Consider the following 20,145-nt stretch of genomic DNA (forward strand, 5'->3'; position numbering starts at 1 on the left):
CCATGAGAGTAATCCTCCTTTGATATATGTTTTTTTCGTCGAAACCATTATACCTTAGAAAGTGATTACTCTCATTTTTATTTTCTTTATTCAACTAACAATTTCTTTACACCAATAATCTAAAAATAGTCTTGCGTAGACATAAGAAATCATTTATAATAGCCGTACAGAAAATAGTATTCCCAGACAGGAGTACTTTCAACAAATCAGATTATAATCAGTATTCGAATTTTCAAAACATCAGAGATTTTTCAACAACATATCCATGCCTAATAATATTATATGCAGTGTATCGTATTTTCTGTACCGGCAATATATCACAATGCACATCCGGTCATTTATTTATACGTAGTCCTGCGCTGGGAGTCGATGCATTGAGGGAGGAACCCATGACATCAGAAGAAAAAGAATATCAGAAGCTTTTCAATGAACTGTATCAATATGAGAAGCAGGGAGTCTATATGGAAATGGAAGGCAGCCCGGCAAGTCCGACACAGATCGTGCGTGCACATATGCTGCGGGAAAATACGGGATATATGCGGGATTATGTGCTTAATGAAAATGGTGACATTAAAGAATTGTATTTTCATCAGATTACTAATAAGGAAATGTAAATACCCTCTAACTAATTCATAAAATGTCGAAATATATAATGACGCTCCGGTTTTTTGTTGGTATAATGAAAAAAGATAACAGGGAGGTAGATTATGGATCAGAGGAGAAGAAGACGACGACGGGGAAGGAGACAGACACGCCGTAGACGTAAGCGTAATCTGTTACTGAAGATGATTATTCTGATCATATTAATAGTAGGTACTATTGCAGCGCTTTTATTATGGAAGAAGTATGGACCATCGAAAGAGACTGCTGATTTGAATAAATATTATGGGGTTGAAAATGATAATCAGCTTGCTATTGTTGTGAATAATCAGATCATAGATTCGAAAGGGATGATTACGGACGGTAAGGCGTATGTGGAATATTCCGTCGTACGGGATTATATCAATGAAAGATTCTACTGGGATCCGAATGAGAATACGTTGCTGTATACATTGCCGAATGGAGTAGTATCTGTTGGCGTGGGAAGCAAGGATTATTCTGTTGGAAAAGAGAAGAACAGCGAAGAGTATGTCATTGTAAAGGCTGAAGGAAGTACAGCTTATGTTGCACTTGATTTTGTTAAGCAGTATACGAATATGGATTTTGAAGTATACGATAAGCCGAGTCGTGTAATGGTGAATACCGAGACTGGAAGTGTTGATGTGGCTCAGGTAAAACGTGACACACAGGTACGGTATCAGGGTGGTGTGAAGAGCCCGATCCTTACAGAAGTAAAGAAGAACGACAAGGTACGCGTGATCGAGGACGAAGGTGACTGGAAGAAAGTTCGTACAGAAGATGGATTTATTGGATACATTGCCAAGAGATCGTTGAAGGATGTTACAAAAGAAAAGATTTCCAGAGACTTTAAAGAACCGGAATATACGAATATTTCCAAAGATTATACGATCAATATGGCCTGGAGTAATGTGACTAATTCGGATGCTAACAGCGGCATTCTGCAGTTGATTGCACAGACAAAAGGACTTACTACATTATCACCGACATGGTTCCATGTGGCAGATACAGATGGTGATCTGGAATCTATTGCCAGTACAGAAGTTGTGAACTATGCACATCAGGCTAATATTGAAGTATGGGCCGCAATCCGTGATTTTGACGGAGGCATTGATTCATATGATGAATCCTATGAACTGCTCAGTCATACGTCAAGCAGAACGAATCTCATTAATCAGCTGATCTCAACAGCGTTGTCGACGGGCATTGATGGTATTAATGTAGATTTTGAGAAGATTTCAGAGAAGTGTGGCGAACATTACATTCAGTTTATTCGCGAATTGTCTGTAAAGTGTCGTCAGAATGGGCTGGTGCTCTCTGTGGATAACTATGTACCACAGGCATATAATCAGCAGTATCACAGAAAAGAGCAGGGTGTATTTGCAGACTATGTAGTCATCATGGGATATGATGAGCATTATGGCGGCTCACCGGAAGCCGGATCTGTGGCATCTTATGATTATGTGAAAAATGGTGTAGAACAGACGGTCAAAGAAGTTCCGTCAGAGAAGGTGATCAGTGGTATCCCATTCTTTACGAGAGTGTGGAAAGAGACGCCGAAGACCGATGCGGAACTGGCAAAAGCAAAAGGGACGGATAATGAAGACTATACTATGAATGTAGAAAGTACAGCGTACGGTATGGCAGAAGCACAGACCGTAGTAGAGCAGGTTGGCGTCACTGCTGAATGGGATGATAAGACCAAACAGAATTATGCGACCTGGGAAGCTGACGGAAGTACTTATGAAGTATGGCTGGAAGATGCGGAATCGCTGGCACCTAAGCTGCAGCTTATCAAAGATTACAATCTGGCGGGTTCGGCCGCATGGCGTCTGGGACAAGAGACATCTGATATCTGGGATGTAATCCTTAAGTATGTGAACTGATATCAGAGCTAAGAAAGTAAGGTCTGATATTAACAGGTAAGTGGAAATGAATAGATATCCTCCGAGAGGCATATATTTAATTGATATAAGCCATCGGAGGATATTTTTTTGCGTCAGAAAATAGAATTGATGATTACAGTATTATTGTTAGCTGGGCTGATATTTGCCAGCAGAAAAGTAAGCAGATATGCGGCGAGTGACAACGTAAAAGATGTCGCTGGAAATAAAGTGGTTGTGGATGCCGGGCATGGGGGTTCTGATCCCGGAAAGATCGGAATTAATGGATTGGAAGAAAAGGAAGTGAACCTGGCAATCGCGCAATATGTGGAAGAGTTATTGGAAAAGGAAAAAATTGAAGTTGTAATGACCAGAGAAAAGGATGAGATGCTGTCAGAAGATAGTGGAGAAAAAACTAAAATCGGTGATATGAAAATGAGAGTAGAGCAGATTAACAAAGAGAAACCATTGCTGACGGTCAGCATTCATCAGAACAGCTATCCACAGGAAGAGATTAAAGGAGCACAGGTGTTTTATTATACGCATTCAGGGGAAGGAAAGAAGGCAGCAGAAATCATGCAGGAATCTTTGCTGGTATTGGATGATACGAATCATAGAAAGGCGAAAGCAAATGATACATATTATCTGCTGAAACGAACGGAAAGTCCTACAATTATTGTAGAGTGTGGATTCTTAACCAACGCAGAAGAGGCTGGCTTATTAAAGCAGGAGGAGTATCAAAAAAAAGTCGCAGAAGCGATTGTGGCAGGAATAAAGGCTTATATGGAAAAATAAAAAAAAGCGTGTTATACTGAGGGTTAAGAAAGCGAGAGAAACGAATGAAGACAATAATTAGGAAAGTAAATAAAGAACATCCGGAAGCAGATATCATTTGCCAGGCCGGAGATATTTTGAAAAAAGGCGGACTTGTTGCATTCCCGACAGAGACAGTATATGGACTGGGTGCCAATGCATTAGATGAAGAGGCGGCTATGAAGACTTATGCCGCAAAAGGAAGACCATCGGACAATCCGCTGATCGTGCATATTGCAGATATGAAGGATCTGCCGAAGATCGTGACAGAGATTCCGGAAGCAGCGAAAAAAGTAGCAGAGAAGTACTGGCCGGGACCGCTTACGATGATATTTCAGAAGAGTGACCTGGTGCCGCATGGAACAACCGGTGGACTGGATACCGTGGCGGTTCGTATGCCAGATCATCCGATAGCGAGAGATCTCATATTGGCTGGCGGTGGATACATTTCCGCACCAAGTGCTAATACTTCAGGAAGACCGAGCCCGACGACTGCACAGCATGTGGAAGAAGATCTGACTGGTAAGATTGATATGATCGTGGATGGTGGACCGGTGGATATCGGAGTGGAATCTTCGATTCTGGATGTGACCGTAGATCCACCGATGATTTTGAGACCGGGAGCAATTACCAAAGAAATGTTTGAGGGTGTAGTTGGAACGGTTGCAGTAGATCATACATTGATCAAGCCAGACAGTAAAGAAGTACCAAAAGCTCCGGGCATGAAGTATCGTCATTATGCACCAAAGGCACAGCTTACGGTTGTAGAGGGTGACACAGACGCAGTGGTAAACTATATTAATGAACGGACAGCAGAACATGTAGCAAATGGAATGCGGGCGGGTATTATCGCAACGGCTGAGACGATGGAACAATATCAGGCAGGCGATGTTAAGTGTATTGGAACGAGGGCGGATGAACGCACGATAGCGGCAGGTCTGTTCGGCGTTCTGCGTGAATTTGATTCAGACGGAGTCCATGTGATTTATAGTGAAGCATTTCAGGAAGAAGGCATTGGAAGCGCGATCATGAACCGGCTGTTGAAGGCGGCAGGTCATCAGGTAATTCATGTATAGAGCCTGTATAGAGAAAATTATAGATAACATAGAGATAACGGAGGTGCGTAATGAGTACGAAAAGAGAAGACTATATCAGCTGGGACGAGTATTTTATGGGAGTTGCCAAGCTGTCGGCCAGTCGTTCGAAAGATCCGAATACACAGGTGGGATGCTGTATTGTCAGTCAGGATAATAAGATTTTATCTATGGGCTATAACGGATTCCCGATAGGTTGTTCTGATGACATGTTTCCATGGGTCAGGGAAGGGGAAGATGATCTAAAGACCAAGTATTTCTACACGGTGCACAGTGAATTGAATGCAATCCTGAATTATCGTGGCGGAAGTCTGGAAGGCTCGAAATTATATGTATCTCTGTTCCCTTGCAATGAATGTGCCAAGGCAATTATTCAGAGCGGAATTAAAGAGGTCATTTATGACTGCAACAAATACGATGGCAGCAGCAGGGTGCAGGCGTCTATGATGATGTTTGATGCGGCGGGCGTGAAATACCATCAGTATCAGCGGTCGGGAAGAAAGATTGAGATAGAATTATAAGTAAATAATGAATGTGATAGAAAGAATGTGTCTGCGGATGCATTCTTTTTTTTGTATGGGAAGCATATATCTGTAATAAAAACAGAAATGGAGAAGGATATATGTCTGAAAAACGTCCGGGATTTATCGTAAACTTTTTTGTGCGTGCATTTGTCGGTGTATGTATGATTTTCTTTGTAAATGAATTTCTTGCTTATCAGGGGATAAATGTTGCGGTTGGAATGAATCTATTTAGCTTTTTGACAAGCGGAACCCTTGGAATTCCTGGGGTTGCGTTGCTTTATGGTATTTCCGTATATCACATTTTGTGAAAAATATACAATGTTTACATATTCTTAAAAAAGTGGTGGACTTTTACGAAAAGTAAGAATATAATACATCTTACAAGTTACATAAACTTGTATCTGAGTTGTTGAATCTAGTTGAAAAATCTGATTATGTTTCGTGATCTGATCAGGTCGATCAGAAATCAAAACAGAAGTAACTGAAAAATGGAAAAGTACAGAAGGAGGAAAAGTCTAAAAAGAAATACTTTATGTAAATTAATTTAAGGAGGGAGGATGATGGTGAGTGGAAAAAAATTAGTCATTTGCGATGCAGAAACGGAATATGCTGCTCGTCTTGCCGAGTACCTTGGTGGGAAAAGAGACCTGTCATTACAGGTAAAGATCTGTGAGAGCCCGGAGCAGGTACTGTCAATGAGGCGGGATACGAAGATTGATATTCTGCTGGCAGATGAAAATATGAAATTCACGGAAGGAGTATTGGATGCAATCCCGGAAGTGATGTATCTGTCGGTCTTTGAGACAAGTGCACCTCCGGATCATAAGCCCCGGATCTACCGTTATCAGTCAGCAGATGCCATCTATACATGTCTGGTTGATGGATTGACTGCGAGTGGAATGGGAGATCTGTGGGCTGTGAGAAAAAAGAACAGAGGTCAGCTGATCGGATATTATAGCCCGATACGTAGACTGGGACAGACCTCACAGGCGATTAAGCATGGTATACAGCTTGCGAAGAAATCGAATGTTCTGTATCTGAATATGGAACCATATGCCGGAATAGGTGGTCACTTTGCAGACGAAAAGGAAAGGAATCTGTCGATGCTTCTGTATTATGCAAAACAGGAGATCGGTAATCCGGGACTCTTAATAACTACGTTGGTACAGCAGATGTCTGGGATGGATTATATTCCTCCGGTGACGTACCCAGAGGATCTGAAAACAGTGACAACAGAGGAATGGCTATGGCTGCTTCGGGAAATATTGGAACGAAGTATTTACGATGTGTTGATTCTGGATATAGGTGACTGTATTCAGGGAATCTTTGATATTTTACAAAGTTGTGACCAGGTCTATATGATGACTTCCGGAGACAGGCTGGCTGTTTCCAAGCTCTGTCAGTACGAGGAAACACTTTGCCGACATGGGTACGGCAGTTTATGGGAAAGGATGATTCGCTGTGACGTCAGAAGAAGCATTAAAAACAAAAATACTGGGGCGGCTGGATCTGTCTCGTGAAGTAGAGGATGAAGAATTACAGGAACTGATATTTTGTGTGCTGGAAGAAGAAAGTGCGGTGGAATATATTCCGTTGGAAGAAAAGGCAAGACTTGGGAAGGAGCTTTTCAATGCGTTTCGCAAGCTGGATTTGCTGCAGGAGTTGATTGAGGATGATGAGATTACAGAGGTTATGATTAATGGAGTGCAGAATATATTTGTAGAAAAGCATGGACGGCTGTATCTGACGGACAGGCATTTTGTATCTCGGGACAAACTGGATGATGTGATTCAGCAGATTGTGGCTGGGACGAACCGTCTGGTAAATGAGGCATCGCCGATCGTAGATACCAGACTTGCTGACGGCTCGCGTGTTAATGTGGTGCTGTATCCGGTGGCGTTGAATGGACCGGTAGTTACGATTCGTAAGTTTCCGAAAGAACAGATTACGATGGACAGGCTGGTAGAATTGGAGGCTCTGAGCGAGGAAGTAGCAGGAGTGCTGAAAAAACTGGTTGTGTCCGGATATAACATATTTATCAGCGGAGGAACCGGCTCCGGTAAGACGACACTTTTGAATGCACTCTCTCAATATATTCCAAAGGAAGAACGTCTCATTACGATCGAGGACAACGCAGAATTGCAGATACTGGATGTTCCGAATCTTGTGCGGCTTGAAGCCAGGAATGCCAATGTGGAAGGCATTGGCGAGATCACAATTCGTGAGCTGATACGCTCGGCACTTCGTATGCGTCCTAATCGCATCATTGTCGGAGAGGTCCGCGGACCTGAGACCATTGATATGCTGCAGGCGATTATATGTACTATATAATAATTATATATATAACGTATATAAGGATGGAAAATATAGCCTGCAAATAAAAAGTCAAGGCTAAATTGAAGAACATTGAAAATTTTATACAGGTTGAAAATTAGGTATCAAAATAAGACCACCACACCAGTGCTGGTCTGAGAATTATAATGATGATTAGGATTCTGGAAGAGATGAAAGATATTCTTTCACTCGTCCGTAATAGATTCTTAGAAACTTGTTGGCACCTGCAGTCATATAGACATAATAAGGCTTGCCTTGTGCCCGTTTCTTATCTATGAACTGATACACAGGATCATCCTGTGGGTGTGTTTTTATTAAGACATCCATTACCTGAAATAAAGTCTTTCTAAGATCAGATGAGCCTCGTTTTGAAGTTGGAACACTTTTTTGTTCATAACTTCCCGATTCATTAACACCAGGATCTACACCGGCAAAAGCAGTAATAGCACCTTTATGGGTAAAACGGGAAACATCACCAATCTCAGCCATCAATTGAGGACCAAGCGAAGCACCAACCCCTTTCATCGCCATAACAATAGGATACTCTGGGAGTTTGGATGCAGTTTCATTCATAAGTGTGCGTAGTGATTCAACGGTTGTAGAAGCACTGTTAAGCTGGTTTACAGCCTGCTTGATAATAAGCTTTGTAATGTCATCCTTAGGAAGTACAGGAACAAGTTCCTTTGCTTTTCCATAGATTTCCTCAGCTTTGGATTGGCTGAAGTTGTACTTCTTACGTTTGCACCAGTTTTGATAATGGTCGATAAAGGCATTCAGAGACATTTTACGGACACAGTCCACATGCCAGTATGTAGATGCAAAATCAACCCATTTCTGGCTGCCGTCACTGCGTGCAGGACTGTCAAAGTAAGTATTAACACCAGGATAGGTTTGGTCAAGGATGCCGATAAGATTATTTTTCATAGCCGTCTTGTGCTTCATGTAAAAGCCGAACTGACGGTTCATGGTTTTGAGCTGATTGCGTAATTCATCCATAACATTATACTGTTTAAGATTTTGCCATTTGTCAAGAGCATATCGGGCAATCTTAACAGAATCCGCTTTATCAGATTTCACTTTACGAAGAGAATCATTATCAAAGTCTTTGATAAGTTTTGGGTTAATGGCACTGACGAAAAGATTTGCCTTTGAAAGCTGATGGGCGAGGACTTCATAATAACGTCCTGTGTGCTCCATCACGATTCGGGACTCCCCTTCAACAGAGTTGATGAGTTCTACAAGTGAATGGATATCACTGGCTGTGTGTTTGATTTCGAAAGGTGCGGAAACAATTTCACCGAAAGGTCGCATGATAGCAACCATACTCTTACCTTTTGAAACATCGATACCTACTGCGTTCATAAATTGTCACTCCTTAAGATTATTGCAATGGATAAATACCAGTTTTACTCATTGCCTATTCAATCTACTGTGGTGTGACGCGAATGCACCTATGGCGATTCAACCTGCATAAAACGAACGCTGCGAATGAGGAGCTGGTTATCAGTCTAATTTACGGACGCGAAGTCCAAGATTGGAAGACGATATACCGATTGCTCCATCATTATACAGCTTAAGCAACAAGATGGATAATTCCTTACTGGCTGTAAGGGATATTAACCATAAACATATTGTAGTAGATTAGAGGGAGGGGCATAGGAACGATATGAACATTAAGTATAGGTTATTGTGTAAAAGGTTAATAGAGGAAAGGAAGAGAGTAGGTGTCATTCAATATTATAATGTACTGTTCATAATGGAGTTAGTGTCAGATAAAGACATATGGGCTTTAGAACAGTGGATGAATGGTATAAATAACATATATATGAAAGATATACATAATTGGTGTAGAATACATTTTGTTAAATATCACACTGTATTTGTTTACAGGAAAGAGTATCCGGTAAAAGCAAATATTTGGAATGGGTATTCATATATAAGGTGGCGGATGGAGCGGTTGATGAATTTGGGATAAGATAAAATAGTGATTGCATGAAAGAGAGCCTTAAAGCAGGGTGTTCTTTTGAAAGTATGGATAGAATTAAAGGCTGAAGGGCTCTGCGCTATTCGTTTGGCAGAGCCTGAGTATTCTCTTGATCCGTAGAAAATAAATCTAACTGACCTTCTGGAGTGGAACTTTGACCGGATTCATCTTCAGTTGATGGTTCTCTTTTTTTGGGTGTTTTATGAGTGTATAATTTCTCAAAAGGAAGTGAATACTTGGATTTTTTATTGTATTCTAGTAAAAGAGCTTCTGCGAATCCTAATGAACCGGCACGACGTTCTCTGGCAGTACGACTGATTTCTCTGACAGAGACACGCCCAACTTTTTCTTTGAAGGTGTCATCTTTCATTGTTTCTCCATAAGCATTATCCAGACGGGCAATAGCATTAAGCATATTGGAACTAAAGGACATAGGCGCACCTTCCCATGTGGCAACACAAAGGCGTAAAACACGATCAAGAGTGTGAAAACCATATTTTTCATAGATATTAATTAAAGTGGATACAGCACATATACCTCCGGGGCGAGAGGAAGAAGTAATAGTGAGATCATATGATTCAACAAGGTCACGAATAATAAGTTCTCTATCATTACCAGCTTCAATATTAGCCATGAATATTTCATAAGGTAATAACGATTTGACATATTTCATCTGATTTGCAAAAATATCTGCTTCTTGGGTGTAAACAAGATCATCATAAACCATACACCAGACAGGAGTTTCTCTTGATCCAGAGACGAGAGCAACAATCTCTATAGTGTGTTGTCCGTTGAACACATAATTTATCCCATCACGTCTACTTACTTTTACAGGGTTTATCTGATAAAGATCAAAATTAGCTGCAGCACGCTGAACGTGTTTGATGGAAAGATTACGTTGATAATCTTGATTTGAACATAAATTTTTAATAGGTATTTGCTCAAAATGCACTTGGGGAACAAACTTTTGTAAATCTTCGGTATTTCCATCCATAATTATATTTCCTCCAATTTTTTTAAAATATTATTTGTGGTTGATATTAGACACATAAGCTGATATTTAAGCTTATATTTTGCTGTATCAGATGCAATTTTAAAATCTGAAACTTTTAATACTCTTTCGATAGAACTGTTCCACGAGGGAATCGTCAATGTAAGACTTGCAATTTCCGCATCTGGATCAAATTGTGGCAGGTTGCGTATTGAAGGAATAGAAACGGAAGATTCTTTCCTTAACATCGGTTTGGCGTAATTATTCCATAGTAATTCCCTTTTCATATCATGATAACTGAGATGTTCTATCTTTTCGGCAAGAAGGTAGTTATTTAGACTTAAAAGTTGCTCTTTTGGTAATCCTGAAAGCTCAATAATATTAGCTTGGGAAATCCAGAGTTGACCAGAACGAACTCGTTTGACAAAATCCGGAACTTTTTCATCAATTATATCTAGTGCACTACTGTAAGCAGAATATTTGTAAACGGTAGCCATTGCTACATTACATTCTTCGGATATTTTTTTTGCTGCGATGCTTGCACCGGAAATATGAGATTTATTCGTAGATGAAAGTTGTCTTGAAACTATAATTTTTTCAGCATCATATTTTTTCCCAATCAGGTATTTTTTATTGATATTGGTTAAATCCTCTCGTTTAAGTTGGTCAGTACATATCCATGAAATTACATCTTCTTTACTGGAAAAATGGAGTCTTTTTATTCGGAAAGGAATACTGTGTTTACGAAATAATTCATATGCTTCTATACCATTAATGACAATACCATTCCATGTGCAGATGGGGGTGTGATAGGAATGACATAATATCTGTTGTTCAAGTTGTTTATAATCTTTTTCACTGAGATATTGATACAAATTGGTGAATTCTAGTTTTGTTTTTAATGTATATATACTATAATTGCGCATACTCATCTCCCATTATTTCTGATTTGAATTCTGTTTGTGGCAGTTTTGTGATGATGTTATCCATGGAAAATAGAGCTATTTTTTTATCTGGGTAAATATTGCCTTCTAAACGAAAAATGTTAAATTTCTCCCAAGAAAGGTTAAGTTGGGAAAGTGAATATAGTAATTCTCGGCTGTACAATTCATAACTGTTACCATTGATGACAAAATAATCCTTAACTTTATGTGCCAATTTATCCTCCGCACAACTAGCCTTTATACCTATCATTTTTTGATCAGGATTAACAAGAAGTTGAATATATTCTGGGTTACCAATTTGACGGAGTGTATTGCGGTGGATTCGTATACGATTCTTTTTAAAGTCAATACATATTAGTGGATGGGAAGAGTGTTTGTTGTTCATAGGATTTTTCCTCACTTTCTGCTGTTGATGGTTCTTTTGCTTTTTCTATGGATTTATCAGTTGCCTTCTTCTTTTCTTGTATGTCAAATACTGCGTAGCCTTCAAATATATTGACTTGCATTGATTTTTGATGTTCTTCCACTGGAATACCGAACTGATTCTTCCATTCTTCAGGATAAGAAGGTGTCCTAGCAGTGGTTACAGTTCCATTGTCTTTTAGAGTACGAGGAAATATTTCAGGTGAAGTTAAATCGAAAATGAACAGTATTTCATTGCCAGAACGAATTAGTTTGCCGAGAATCTTGTACCGATAATTAGGATTCCAGTCCATGAGAGATATCACTTTAGCAAAGAAAATTCGACAGGTGATTTGTTTTGGCGAACGCTTTTTTCCAGAGGAACACCAACGAAAAGAGTCTTTTTCTTCTTCTCGACAGGGACGGACAGCCAGTTTTTTTTCAATGGAATTGACTAATATTTGCACATATTCGACATCGGGTAGATTTTTTATGCAGGCGGTATTTACAGATACCTTGTAGTTATTAAACGTAAACGAAGGTTCGTAAATATGAGCGAAGAATTCGCCACGTACAACTTGATAACCGTCATAGCTGAAAGAATCATCGTCAATGACTTCCATTTGATTTGAGGGGCTGGGCGCGACTGTTATTGGCATAGGTGTGTTGATTTTCATCATATCAGAAGGTTCTGTAGTCATATTCCATTGATTTATAGGTTGCTCGCTCATTGGGTGTCTCCTTTAATTTCTGTAATAATATTCTTTATATTTTGTATAATGGTTTCTTTGGGAGTGGTTTGTAGCTCGGGTTCTTTATAAGGTTTACTTTCTGAAGCAGTCTGCCAGTTTTTGTCTGCTGTAAATTCTGTTAATTCTGGCGCTTGAGACTGAGTATAGTAATTATTACCGAAGCTATTCATCCAGTCGGCAGGATAAGCTAACACACTCTTAGAATCAGATATTGTATCAGGCATGTTGTTATTGGGGGCGGATACGTCGTTGGTACTTGTCGGTATTCGTATTTCTGTATCGTCCATGTTGAAAATAAGGACATTTTCATTGCCTTTTTGGTGGGCAACTCCTAATATTCTATATTTGCATTTTTTGTCCCATTTAAATATCTCGTATAATGTTGGCAAAAATGCAGCGCCGGAAATTGGTTTTGGAATAAGTTGACCATCTTTGAGACGTGACCACTGCACTTTATTTTTTGTTTCAGAGGAACATGGTCGGATAGCAAGTAGTTTTGAGCTTGGGTGTATTAGCAGTTCGACAAATTTTATGTTTGGAAATTTCCGTATAGCATCTTTGTTAAAAGAGATCTGTTTATATGAAAAAGAAACAGAAATCCGACCAACAGAGGAGAAAAATTGTCCTCTGGCAACTTCATAGTCTCTTAAATCGAAGGAACCGGCGGAAGCAGTAATTGTATCAGGTACATTCATATTTGCCGGTTTAAGGACGCTTTGAGATGCTTCAAAGTAGTCTCTAGCTTTAAATCCAGACCATCTTGGATTAATGCTTATAAATCCACTTAGAGAGCCTTCTTGTATCACATGTAATTCTGGTAAAATCTCTTTATTTCCATATTTCGCATTTGTAATTAATTTTTGAACAGCTATGAAATCATCTCGGGAGATAATAGCTTCGTGATGTCCGACTTTTCTGTATTGATTACGGTCTTGATTGTTTTTCCTTGATTTATGGTCAAGATAATTAGGAGTCCATGTTTTTCTCGCCAGAACATCCCCACAATGGCGTTCATTTTGAAGGATTTGTAGTATGGTACTGGATGACCAGACATCATTATTCTTTTTTGTTTTACAACCGAGTTCTGTCAAAGAATCAGCAATTTGTTGAGTACTGCTTCCATTCAGATACATATAAAAAATAAGCTGCACAATTTTAGCTTCATGTGGATTGATTACAAGATCTCCATTTTCGTCTTGGTCATATCCGAGCAGAGGAGGTGTAAGGAATATTCCCCGACGAAAACGCATTTCAATGGAAGAATTCATAATTTCACTTTTGGTATGACTTTCTTCCTGTGCAAGTGTTGACATGAATGACAGAATCATTTCGCTTTTGGGATCAAGAGTATTTAAATGCTCTGTTTCAAAAAATACACCGACGGGTGGACGGAGTGAAGAAAGCTCTCGTACATATCGGATACAGTCAACAACGTTTCTTGCAAATCGGGATACACTTTTTGTTATGATTAAATCAATTTTTCCGGCTTCACAATCTTCAATCATTTTTTTGAATGCATCTCTATGTTGAAGCGAAGTGCCTGAAATGCCTTCGTCGGCATATATTTCGACAAGCATCCAATTCGGATTTTTATTTACTACATCCTGATAATGATTTTTCTGTAATTCATATGAGGATGTTTGGCGTGGATCATCCGTAGATACCCTTGCATATACAGCTACTCGTAGTTTTTTTTCTGTTTTAAAAATATCCTCTGGTGGAAGTGCCGGAATTACTTCCAGTTCTTCTGGATCAATACCTTTGTATCTTTGCCGGATTCTGGCTTTCTGTTCATCAATATTACTGCTTCGTTCTTCACTTTCTTTCATCAATAGCGACATCCTTTATAGTTGATATAACTATCATAGAATTTTTGGATTGAAAAAGACATAAACCATCAGTTAAGTGATTAACAGATGGTTTATGTAGAAATAGATATTTGATTGTTATTGAATGATTTAATAATCATTCGGGTTATCAGCATCGTAATTGTGTTTTGAGGATAGATGCCAATCATTGATTCGTAAAATATTCTTTATGGCTGAAAGAACCTCGAATATGTAACGTTTTTCAGTGCTGGTACAATCTGCCATTAATAAATCAATATCAGTTTGATATTCCGTAGGATTGTATAACAAGTTTCCATAGAGTAATTCATCAATAGTAATTTCAAGGGCATTGCTAATTTTGATTAAAGATTCTAAACTGGGTTTACGCTTGGCATTTTCTATATAGCTTATATAAACAGTAGAAAGATCAGCGATTTCAGCCAGCTCCTCGGCAGATAATCCTCGTTGTTTGCGGGTTTCTCTTATACGTTTGCCTATAAGTGCATAATTTATTTCCATGTCCTCACCTCCTTTCCATCACAACTTGACTTTTTTGTGTTGTAGATAGAAAAAATGGTGAGTTATACAATAGTAATTGGTTGTATAAAAAGAAGTATATCATATGTATATAGCAAAAAGAAGATTGTCGATTGATGGGAGAAAAAGGCGATAAGTTGTAATTGAACAACAGCGAAAAAAAGGTTATTATTTATGTATTAAAAATTATGTCTGAGAGGAAAATACATGGCAGATAAAGAGGAAATTAAAACACTGGAGGAATTAGAGGAAAAAGGAAGAATACTGCGGGAGTACAAAGAAAAATTCCGGCAGATGTGCCAAGAAAATAAAATGATAAAGGGTTCGACAGTGCTGAAACTATATGATAAAATTGAAGAAATACAAAGAGAATATGAGCATTTAGATAATAAGCTGACATTAATGGAATACAACTTTATATAGTTCTATTTTTTTTGTTTTAATACTACTGTTTCCCTTAGTAAATACTTGCAAGATACATCTCTAATATTTTTTCGGATTTCTAGTTACAATTAAGGTAACTACTATCGGAAAGAGGTGTATTTACTTGCGTACAGAGGATTATATTGCGGACAATATTATAGCTTTATGTAAAAAACGTGATATGAGTAAATATCGGCTGTCACAATTGACTGGTATATCTCAATCTTCGATTGGAAAAATTATTGCTAAAGAAAGTTTACCCACTATGCCTACTGTAGAAAAGATATGTGATGCACTGGGAGTAACAATGGCACAATTCTTTGCCGGAATGGATGTTCCAGTAAGCTTATCAGAATCACAACAAGAGGTTTTGAATATTTGGAATAATCTTGATGAAAAAGAACAGAATGTAGTGATACAAATGCTCCGGGGACTTCAAAAATAAAGGAAACAGTTGTAACGAAAATGTTGACTGTTTCTTTTTTTATGGAGTTGGGAGATTATGGTGATTGAAAAGAAATATTATGATATTGCACAGCGTGAATTGGAAGAAATGCAAAGAGAAATTAATGCAGAAAAAGCGCAAATGTCAGAAGAAGAGATACTAGAGGATAAAAAATGGCATGATGAACAATTGGAAACAATTATAAAAAAGGCAGAAGCTCATATGCGTTGTTTTAAGAAAGTTCCAGATCCTCAAAAAGTAGTGAAATTCACTTTTTTACAAAAAGATGCATTGGAAATTGCACGAAATATGCAGATGAATATAAAAACTGAGCGTAAAGAAGATGATTTATGGGGGACGATAGAAATGTCATTTAAAAATATGTGGTTTTTAGATTCGGCTCCTAGTGAATGGAAAGATATTTGGAATAACTTGATGAAAGAAGCTCAGAGAGTGTATATAGAAGCAAAAGATAACATGGTCATGTATCAATATTATTATGATTTGGCGGTAGAAGTTCCTTGTGTGTAGACAAAATACAAATAATGATATATGAATGCTGTTCTGTAATAATTTTATGATATACTGTGGATATGATATGTAAAAATAGTCGGAGAAAGATTTGTGAATGTACGATTATTTAGGAGGAAAAAGCATGACAGATGCAGAACAAAGAGAGGCTGCCCGTCAATTTGTAAACCGATGGATGGGAAAAGGGAAAGAAGATGAAGATGGACGTTCTTATTGGATTGATTTATTGACGAATGTTTTGGGAATGGATAATGTGACAGAACGTTTGAACTTTGAAAAGAAAGTTGTAATTGATGGAAATACAAAACGTATTGATGTATATATTCCTGAAACACGAGTAATTATTGAACAGAAGAGTCTTGGAAAAGCATTGGATCAGAAAATCAGGAATTCAGGAGATGTTGATCTTACTCCATTTGAACAGGCAGACAGATATAATGGGAAGCTGACTTTTGATGAAAGAGCTCGGTGGATTGTTACGTCAAATTTTGCTGAAATTTGGATTTATGATATGAACCAGAAACAGCCAGAACCGACAAAGATTGCTTTAGATGAATTACAAAGCAAATATCCATTGTTGGACTTCTTGGTGAAAAAGGAAGTAAAGACAATATCGCATGAAATGGAAGTATCAATAAAAGCAGGAGGTATTGTTGGGCTTATTTATGATGCGTTTTTAAAACAATATCGTATACCAGATATTAAGGAAAAGGATGAAACATTTGAGCAGAAAGAAAAAAGAGAGCATAAACTAAAGAGCCTGAATGCTTTATGTGTGCGAATTGTTTTTTGCTTGTATGCAGAAGATGCTGGTATTTTTGGAAAGAGAAATATGTTCCATGATTATTTGGAAACATATGAAGTAAAGGATTGCCGGAGAGCTTTATTAGAATTATTTAAGATATTGGATACACCTGTATCAGAGCGAGACGAGTATTTGGAGGAAGAACTTGCTCAGTTCCCGTATGTAAATGGTGGGTTATTTGCTGATGAAACTATTGAGATACCACCTTTTACAGAGGAAATTAAAGAATTACTTCTTACAAAAGCGTCAGAAGATTTTGATTGGAGTGATATTTCTCCAACTATATTTGGAGCGGTATTTGAATCTACATTAAATCCTGAGACCAGACGTTCAGGAGGAATGCATTATACATCTATTGAAAATATACATAAAGTTATTAGTCCGCTTTTTTTGGAAGATTTGCAAAAGGAATTTGATAGTATTAGAGCAATTCAAGTGAAGCGTACCAGAGATAAAAAATTGGAAGAATTCCAAAATAAATTGGCATCACTTACATTTTTTGATCCTGCGTGTGGTTCTGGAAATTTCCTTACAGAAACATACTTGTCGCTTCGTCGTTTGGAGAATGAGGTGATAAAGGAAAAAGTTGGCGGACAAATGACATTGGTAGAGGTAAATAATCCAATTAGAGTTTCTATTCAGCAATTTTATGGAATAGAGATTAACGATTTTGCAGTTACAGTTGCAAAAACGGCTTTATGGATTGCAGAATCTCAAATGTTGGAAGAAACGAAAAATATTGTGTATGGATTTAATGATGATTTTCTTCCTTTAAAGACATATGTAAATATCACAGAAGGAAATGCATTAAGAATTGATTGGAATGATGTAATTCCTGCAGAAAAATTATCGTTTATAATGGGAAATCCGCCATTTGTAGGAGCACGTTGGATGGCGTCGGAGCAGAAGGAAGATGTTGAGAAGATATTTGAAGGATGGAAGAGTATAGGAAATCTTGATTATGTTAGTTGCTGGTATAAAAAAGCAGCTGACTATATGGGAAATTATAATATCAGAGCAGCATTGGTATCAACTAATTCAATTACACAGGGAGAAAGTGTTTCGATTCTCTGGAAACCGCTTTTTGAATCAGGTGTACATATTGATTTTGCATACAGAACATTTATATGGGATAGTGAAGCGTCAATAAAAGCGCATGTTCATTGTGTAATTGTTGGCTTTAGCAGAGCTGTAAATAATAAGCAGAAAATAATTTATTCAGGTGAGAACGCAATTCCGGCGAATAATATTAATGGATATTTGCTTGATGCAGAAAATATATTCATTGAAAAAAGAATGAAACCATTGTGTAATGTTCCTGAAATAGCATTAGGTGGGCAAGCAATTGATGGTGGATTTTTAATATTGACGGAAGAGGAAAAGGAAGAGTTTTTGGAAAAAGAACCACAGGCTTCTCCGTTTTTTAGACATTATATGATGGGAAAAGATTTTATTGATCGAAAGCCGAGATATTGTATTTGGCTTGTTGGAGCTGATCCTGGATTATTAAAAAAATGTCCGATGATATTAGAACGGGTGAATAAAGTACGTGAATTTAGACTTAGTAGTACAAGAGCGAACACAAAAAAAGCGGCTGAGAATCCAACTTTATTTGCATCAATACTTGAACATAAAAATCAATATATTGCGATTCCCAAAGTTTCTTCTCAGAATCGTAGATATATTCCAATGGATTATTTAGATGGTGAAATTATTCCGGGAGACAAATTATTCACTATGCCAAATGCATCATTTTATGAATTTGGTGTATTGATGTCGAATGTTCATATGGCATGGATGCGAGCAGTGTGTGGAAGATTAAAAAGTGATTATAGTTATTCAAACACAATAGTGTATAACAATTTCCCGTGGCCTGTAGTAACGGAGAAGAATCGGGAACAAATTGAAAAATCGGCACAGGAAATTTTGAAAGCAAGAACATTATATCCTAATAGTAATCTTGCGGCTTTATATGATCCTTTAACAATGCCAGCCGAGTTACGGCGAGCACATACTGCAAATGATAAAGCTGTTATGGCTGCGTATGGCTTTAGTACAAAAATGACGGAAGCAGATTGTGTGGGAGAGTTGATGAAATTATACCAGAAAATGCAATGATAAAAGTTTATAGAGCTGTTTTTTGCTCAAAGTAAAATATTTGAAAACATAGAATATTCCAAATCCATAAAAGCTGAATGAAAACCAATATGGGAATTTTACAGGTGGTACAAAATTTGTAAAATTTTCATATTGGTTTTTTTGTAATCTGTAAAAATTATAAATTTGGATATCAAGTAAGGTTTCGGATTTTTGATTTTTATGTATTTTTCAATTTTGGATATGGCTCCGAAATTGGCAATTTTGCGGAAGTGTATCCACACTTCCTGTCCTTGCTGTTTTTAAAATCACATAGTGATTTCACAGGGATATAGAGATATTTAGTCTATTTTATATCCCTGTGTTGTGACCGGAAAAATTCGGGGAACCAAGTGTATATTTATGCTGAATGTGAGGAACTGGGGAGCACAATCCTCAGCAAGAATCCTACGTCCGGAAAATATCATATTGCTAAAATAGCGATATGGTATTACCGGGGTGGATCTTGCTCTAGTGTGTACTAAGACCTCGGCATAAATAGAAAAATGGGTTTGGGGAATCCCCAGCAAGATGAAAACCTGATGAGAGAATATTGTGATGAAAGACAATATTGTTAAACACAGGTGGATCTTGCTCTGGGGTAAGAAAGAAGTATCTTTATATTATCAAAATGATATTTGGAGTTTATGTTGTTGGAAAGTCGTAAGCAGGAAGATAACTTCAAGTTGTTGGTGCAAATATAATGAATAGAAGTGTCCAGTACATTTTTGGTGATGGGTATTTTGGTGGAATCCATTTTTATTTATTTTTGAATAATAAAATTTTGAATCTGCAGCCGATTCTGCCTGCTGGACAATGTTTTTAGATATCTGTAAACGTCACGGACTGGAACTTGATGAAGAACCATCGTATGATGGAAGAAAGTATTTGGAAACACGATAGAAGCAAACGCTGTACTTATCGTCTTGTCTGGCAGGGAAGATTATTAGGTATTAACCAGAGAGATATCGGCAGAGAAAACAGAAGTGATAGACAATGATATTTGTTAGATATGCTTCTTGTCGTTGGCTGCATCATATTAAAACGCTTTTTACGTTAAAAAAGTGCTGTGATCACAAGGCTTTTTGCAAGCAAAAATG

The 20,145-nt window shown here is 37.8% G+C and carries 18 protein-coding genes and 1 pseudogene; 12 read left to right on the plus strand and 7 right to left on the minus strand.

Translation table 11 applies throughout. The features are described 5' to 3' along the window. The first annotated feature begins 389 nt into the window (after positions 1-389). The 8 genes and pseudogenes from OCV65_RS09275 to OCV65_RS09310 form a co-directional block, all read left to right on the plus strand. On the plus strand, positions 390-614 hold the full coding sequence (locus tag OCV65_RS09275; RefSeq protein WP_262581808.1) for a hypothetical protein: 225 nt from the start codon (positions 390-392) through the stop codon (positions 612-614). A gap of 93 nt (positions 615-707) precedes the next feature. Then, entirely contained in the window at positions 708-2,504 is a 1,797-nt protein-coding gene (locus OCV65_RS09280) for a glycosyl hydrolase family 18 protein (protein ID WP_262581809.1), read from the plus strand. A 108-nt stretch (positions 2,505-2,612) separates the two neighbouring features. Then, positions 2,613-3,296, plus strand: a complete 684-nt coding sequence (locus OCV65_RS09285; RefSeq protein ID WP_262581810.1) for an N-acetylmuramoyl-L-alanine amidase — start codon at positions 2,613-2,615, stop codon at positions 3,294-3,296. Positions 3,297-3,340: 44 nt separating this feature from the next. Further along, positions 3,341-4,390, plus strand: coding sequence for an L-threonylcarbamoyladenylate synthase (locus OCV65_RS09290; protein WP_262581811.1), 1,050 nt, complete (start codon positions 3,341-3,343; stop codon positions 4,388-4,390). 50 nt (positions 4,391-4,440) lie between these two features. Beyond that, positions 4,441-4,929 carry a deoxycytidylate deaminase gene (locus tag OCV65_RS09295; protein WP_118383262.1) on the plus strand — a complete coding sequence of 163 codons (489 nt, stop codon included), beginning with the start codon at positions 4,441-4,443 and terminating at the stop codon, positions 4,927-4,929. Positions 4,930-5,030: 101 nt separating this feature from the next. Further along, positions 5,031-5,240 carry a pro-sigmaK processing inhibitor BofA family protein gene (locus OCV65_RS09300; RefSeq protein WP_118453207.1) on the plus strand — a complete coding sequence of 70 codons (210 nt, stop codon included), beginning with the start codon at positions 5,031-5,033 and terminating at the stop codon, positions 5,238-5,240. A gap of 252 nt (positions 5,241-5,492) precedes the next feature. After that, positions 5,493-6,452 (plus strand): P-loop NTPase family protein, encoded by a 960-nt coding sequence (locus OCV65_RS09305; RefSeq protein ID WP_262581812.1) that lies wholly within the window; start codon positions 5,493-5,495, stop codon positions 6,450-6,452. Next, positions 6,394-7,248, plus strand: a pseudogene (locus OCV65_RS09310) (CpaF family protein); the annotation flags it as partial. The gene OCV65_RS09305 and the pseudogene OCV65_RS09310, both read left to right, overlap by 59 nt. 171 nt (positions 7,249-7,419) lie before the next feature. On the opposite strand, the gene OCV65_RS09315 reads toward OCV65_RS09310, so the two are convergent. The 7 genes from OCV65_RS09315 to OCV65_RS09345 form a co-directional block, all read right to left on the minus strand. Next, the gene (locus tag OCV65_RS09315; protein WP_055249025.1) at positions 7,420-8,628 is read right to left on the minus strand and encodes an IS110 family RNA-guided transposase; all 1,209 of its coding nucleotides are present in this window, start codon (positions 8,626-8,628) and stop codon (positions 7,420-7,422) included. 701 nt (positions 8,629-9,329) lie between these two features. Further along, positions 9,330-10,244 (minus strand): DUF6551 family protein, encoded by a 915-nt coding sequence (locus tag OCV65_RS09320; RefSeq protein WP_055155695.1) that lies wholly within the window; start codon positions 10,242-10,244, stop codon positions 9,330-9,332. A gap of 2 nt (positions 10,245-10,246) precedes the next feature. Further along, positions 10,247-11,167 (minus strand): hypothetical protein, encoded by a 921-nt coding sequence (locus OCV65_RS09325; RefSeq protein WP_055145197.1) that lies wholly within the window; start codon positions 11,165-11,167, stop codon positions 10,247-10,249. After that, on the minus strand, positions 11,154-11,570 hold the full coding sequence (locus OCV65_RS09330; RefSeq protein ID WP_044999283.1) for a hypothetical protein: 417 nt from the start codon (positions 11,568-11,570) through the stop codon (positions 11,154-11,156). The genes OCV65_RS09325 and OCV65_RS09330 overlap by 14 nt, the downstream gene beginning before the upstream one ends. After that, positions 11,530-12,318, minus strand: coding sequence for a hypothetical protein (locus OCV65_RS09335; RefSeq protein WP_055262224.1), 789 nt, complete (start codon positions 12,316-12,318; stop codon positions 11,530-11,532). The genes OCV65_RS09330 and OCV65_RS09335 overlap by 41 nt, the downstream gene beginning before the upstream one ends. Next, complete coding sequence (locus OCV65_RS09340) at positions 12,315-14,168, minus strand: recombinase family protein (RefSeq protein ID WP_055145187.1); 1,854 nt, start codon at positions 14,166-14,168, stop codon at positions 12,315-12,317. The genes OCV65_RS09335 and OCV65_RS09340 overlap by 4 nt, the downstream gene beginning before the upstream one ends. A 129-nt stretch (positions 14,169-14,297) precedes the next feature. Then, positions 14,298-14,687 (minus strand): helix-turn-helix domain-containing protein, encoded by a 390-nt coding sequence (locus OCV65_RS09345; RefSeq protein ID WP_008374249.1) that lies wholly within the window; start codon positions 14,685-14,687, stop codon positions 14,298-14,300. Positions 14,688-14,912: 225 nt separating this feature from the next. Between OCV65_RS09345 and OCV65_RS09350 the strand changes: the two genes are divergently transcribed. From OCV65_RS09350 to OCV65_RS09365, 4 genes are all read left to right on the plus strand, one after another. After that, positions 14,913-15,128, plus strand: coding sequence for a hypothetical protein (locus tag OCV65_RS09350; protein ID WP_015525605.1), 216 nt, complete (start codon positions 14,913-14,915; stop codon positions 15,126-15,128). 124 nt (positions 15,129-15,252) lie between these two features. Continuing rightward, a complete protein-coding gene (locus OCV65_RS09355; RefSeq protein ID WP_013976760.1) occupies positions 15,253-15,573 on the plus strand; it encodes a helix-turn-helix domain-containing protein in 321 nt (106 codons plus the stop codon). 57 nt (positions 15,574-15,630) lie between these two features. Then, positions 15,631-16,104, plus strand: a complete 474-nt coding sequence (locus OCV65_RS09360) for a hypothetical protein (RefSeq protein WP_055262222.1) — start codon at positions 15,631-15,633, stop codon at positions 16,102-16,104. A 124-nt stretch (positions 16,105-16,228) separates the two neighbouring features. Continuing rightward, positions 16,229-19,027, plus strand: a complete 2,799-nt coding sequence (locus OCV65_RS09365) for a DNA methyltransferase (protein ID WP_055164298.1) — start codon at positions 16,229-16,231, stop codon at positions 19,025-19,027. The last annotated feature ends 1,118 nt before the right edge of the window (positions 19,028-20,145 follow it).

Origin of the sequence: Dorea ammoniilytica, assembly GCF_025567415.1 — a bacterium.
Taxonomy (GTDB): domain Bacteria; phylum Bacillota; class Clostridia; order Lachnospirales; family Lachnospiraceae; genus Claveliimonas; species Claveliimonas ammoniilytica.

Coding starts and splice junctions, on each gene's coding strand:
- OCV65_RS09275 (WP_262581808.1), top strand. CDS start 390: ATGACATCAGAAGAAAAAGAATATCAGAAGCTTTTCAATGAACTGTAT.
- OCV65_RS09280 (WP_262581809.1), top strand. CDS start 708: ATGGATCAGAGGAGAAGAAGACGACGACGGGGAAGGAGACAGACACGC.
- OCV65_RS09290 (WP_262581811.1), top strand. CDS start 3,341: ATGAAGACAATAATTAGGAAAGTAAATAAAGAACATCCGGAAGCAGAT.
- OCV65_RS09295 (WP_118383262.1), top strand. CDS start 4,441: ATGAGTACGAAAAGAGAAGACTATATCAGCTGGGACGAGTATTTTATG.
- OCV65_RS09300 (WP_118453207.1), top strand. CDS start 5,031: ATGTCTGAAAAACGTCCGGGATTTATCGTAAACTTTTTTGTGCGTGCA.
- OCV65_RS09305 (WP_262581812.1), top strand. CDS start 5,493: ATGGTGAGTGGAAAAAAATTAGTCATTTGCGATGCAGAAACGGAATAT.
- OCV65_RS09315 (WP_055249025.1), bottom strand. CDS start 8,628: ATGAACGCAGTAGGTATCGATGTTTCAAAAGGTAAGAGTATGGTTGCT.
- OCV65_RS09320 (WP_055155695.1), bottom strand. CDS start 10,244: ATGGATGGAAATACCGAAGATTTACAAAAGTTTGTTCCCCAAGTGCAT.
- OCV65_RS09325 (WP_055145197.1), bottom strand. CDS start 11,167: ATGCGCAATTATAGTATATATACATTAAAAACAAAACTAGAATTCACC.
- OCV65_RS09330 (WP_044999283.1), bottom strand. CDS start 11,570: ATGAACAACAAACACTCTTCCCATCCACTAATATGTATTGACTTTAAA.
- OCV65_RS09335 (WP_055262224.1), bottom strand. CDS start 12,318: ATGAGCGAGCAACCTATAAATCAATGGAATATGACTACAGAACCTTCT.
- OCV65_RS09340 (WP_055145187.1), bottom strand. CDS start 14,168: ATGAAAGAAAGTGAAGAACGAAGCAGTAATATTGATGAACAGAAAGCC.
- OCV65_RS09345 (WP_008374249.1), bottom strand. CDS start 14,687: ATGGAAATAAATTATGCACTTATAGGCAAACGTATAAGAGAAACCCGC.
- OCV65_RS09350 (WP_015525605.1), top strand. CDS start 14,913: ATGGCAGATAAAGAGGAAATTAAAACACTGGAGGAATTAGAGGAAAAA.
- OCV65_RS09360 (WP_055262222.1), top strand. CDS start 15,631: ATGGTGATTGAAAAGAAATATTATGATATTGCACAGCGTGAATTGGAA.
- OCV65_RS09365 (WP_055164298.1), top strand. CDS start 16,229: ATGACAGATGCAGAACAAAGAGAGGCTGCCCGTCAATTTGTAAACCGA.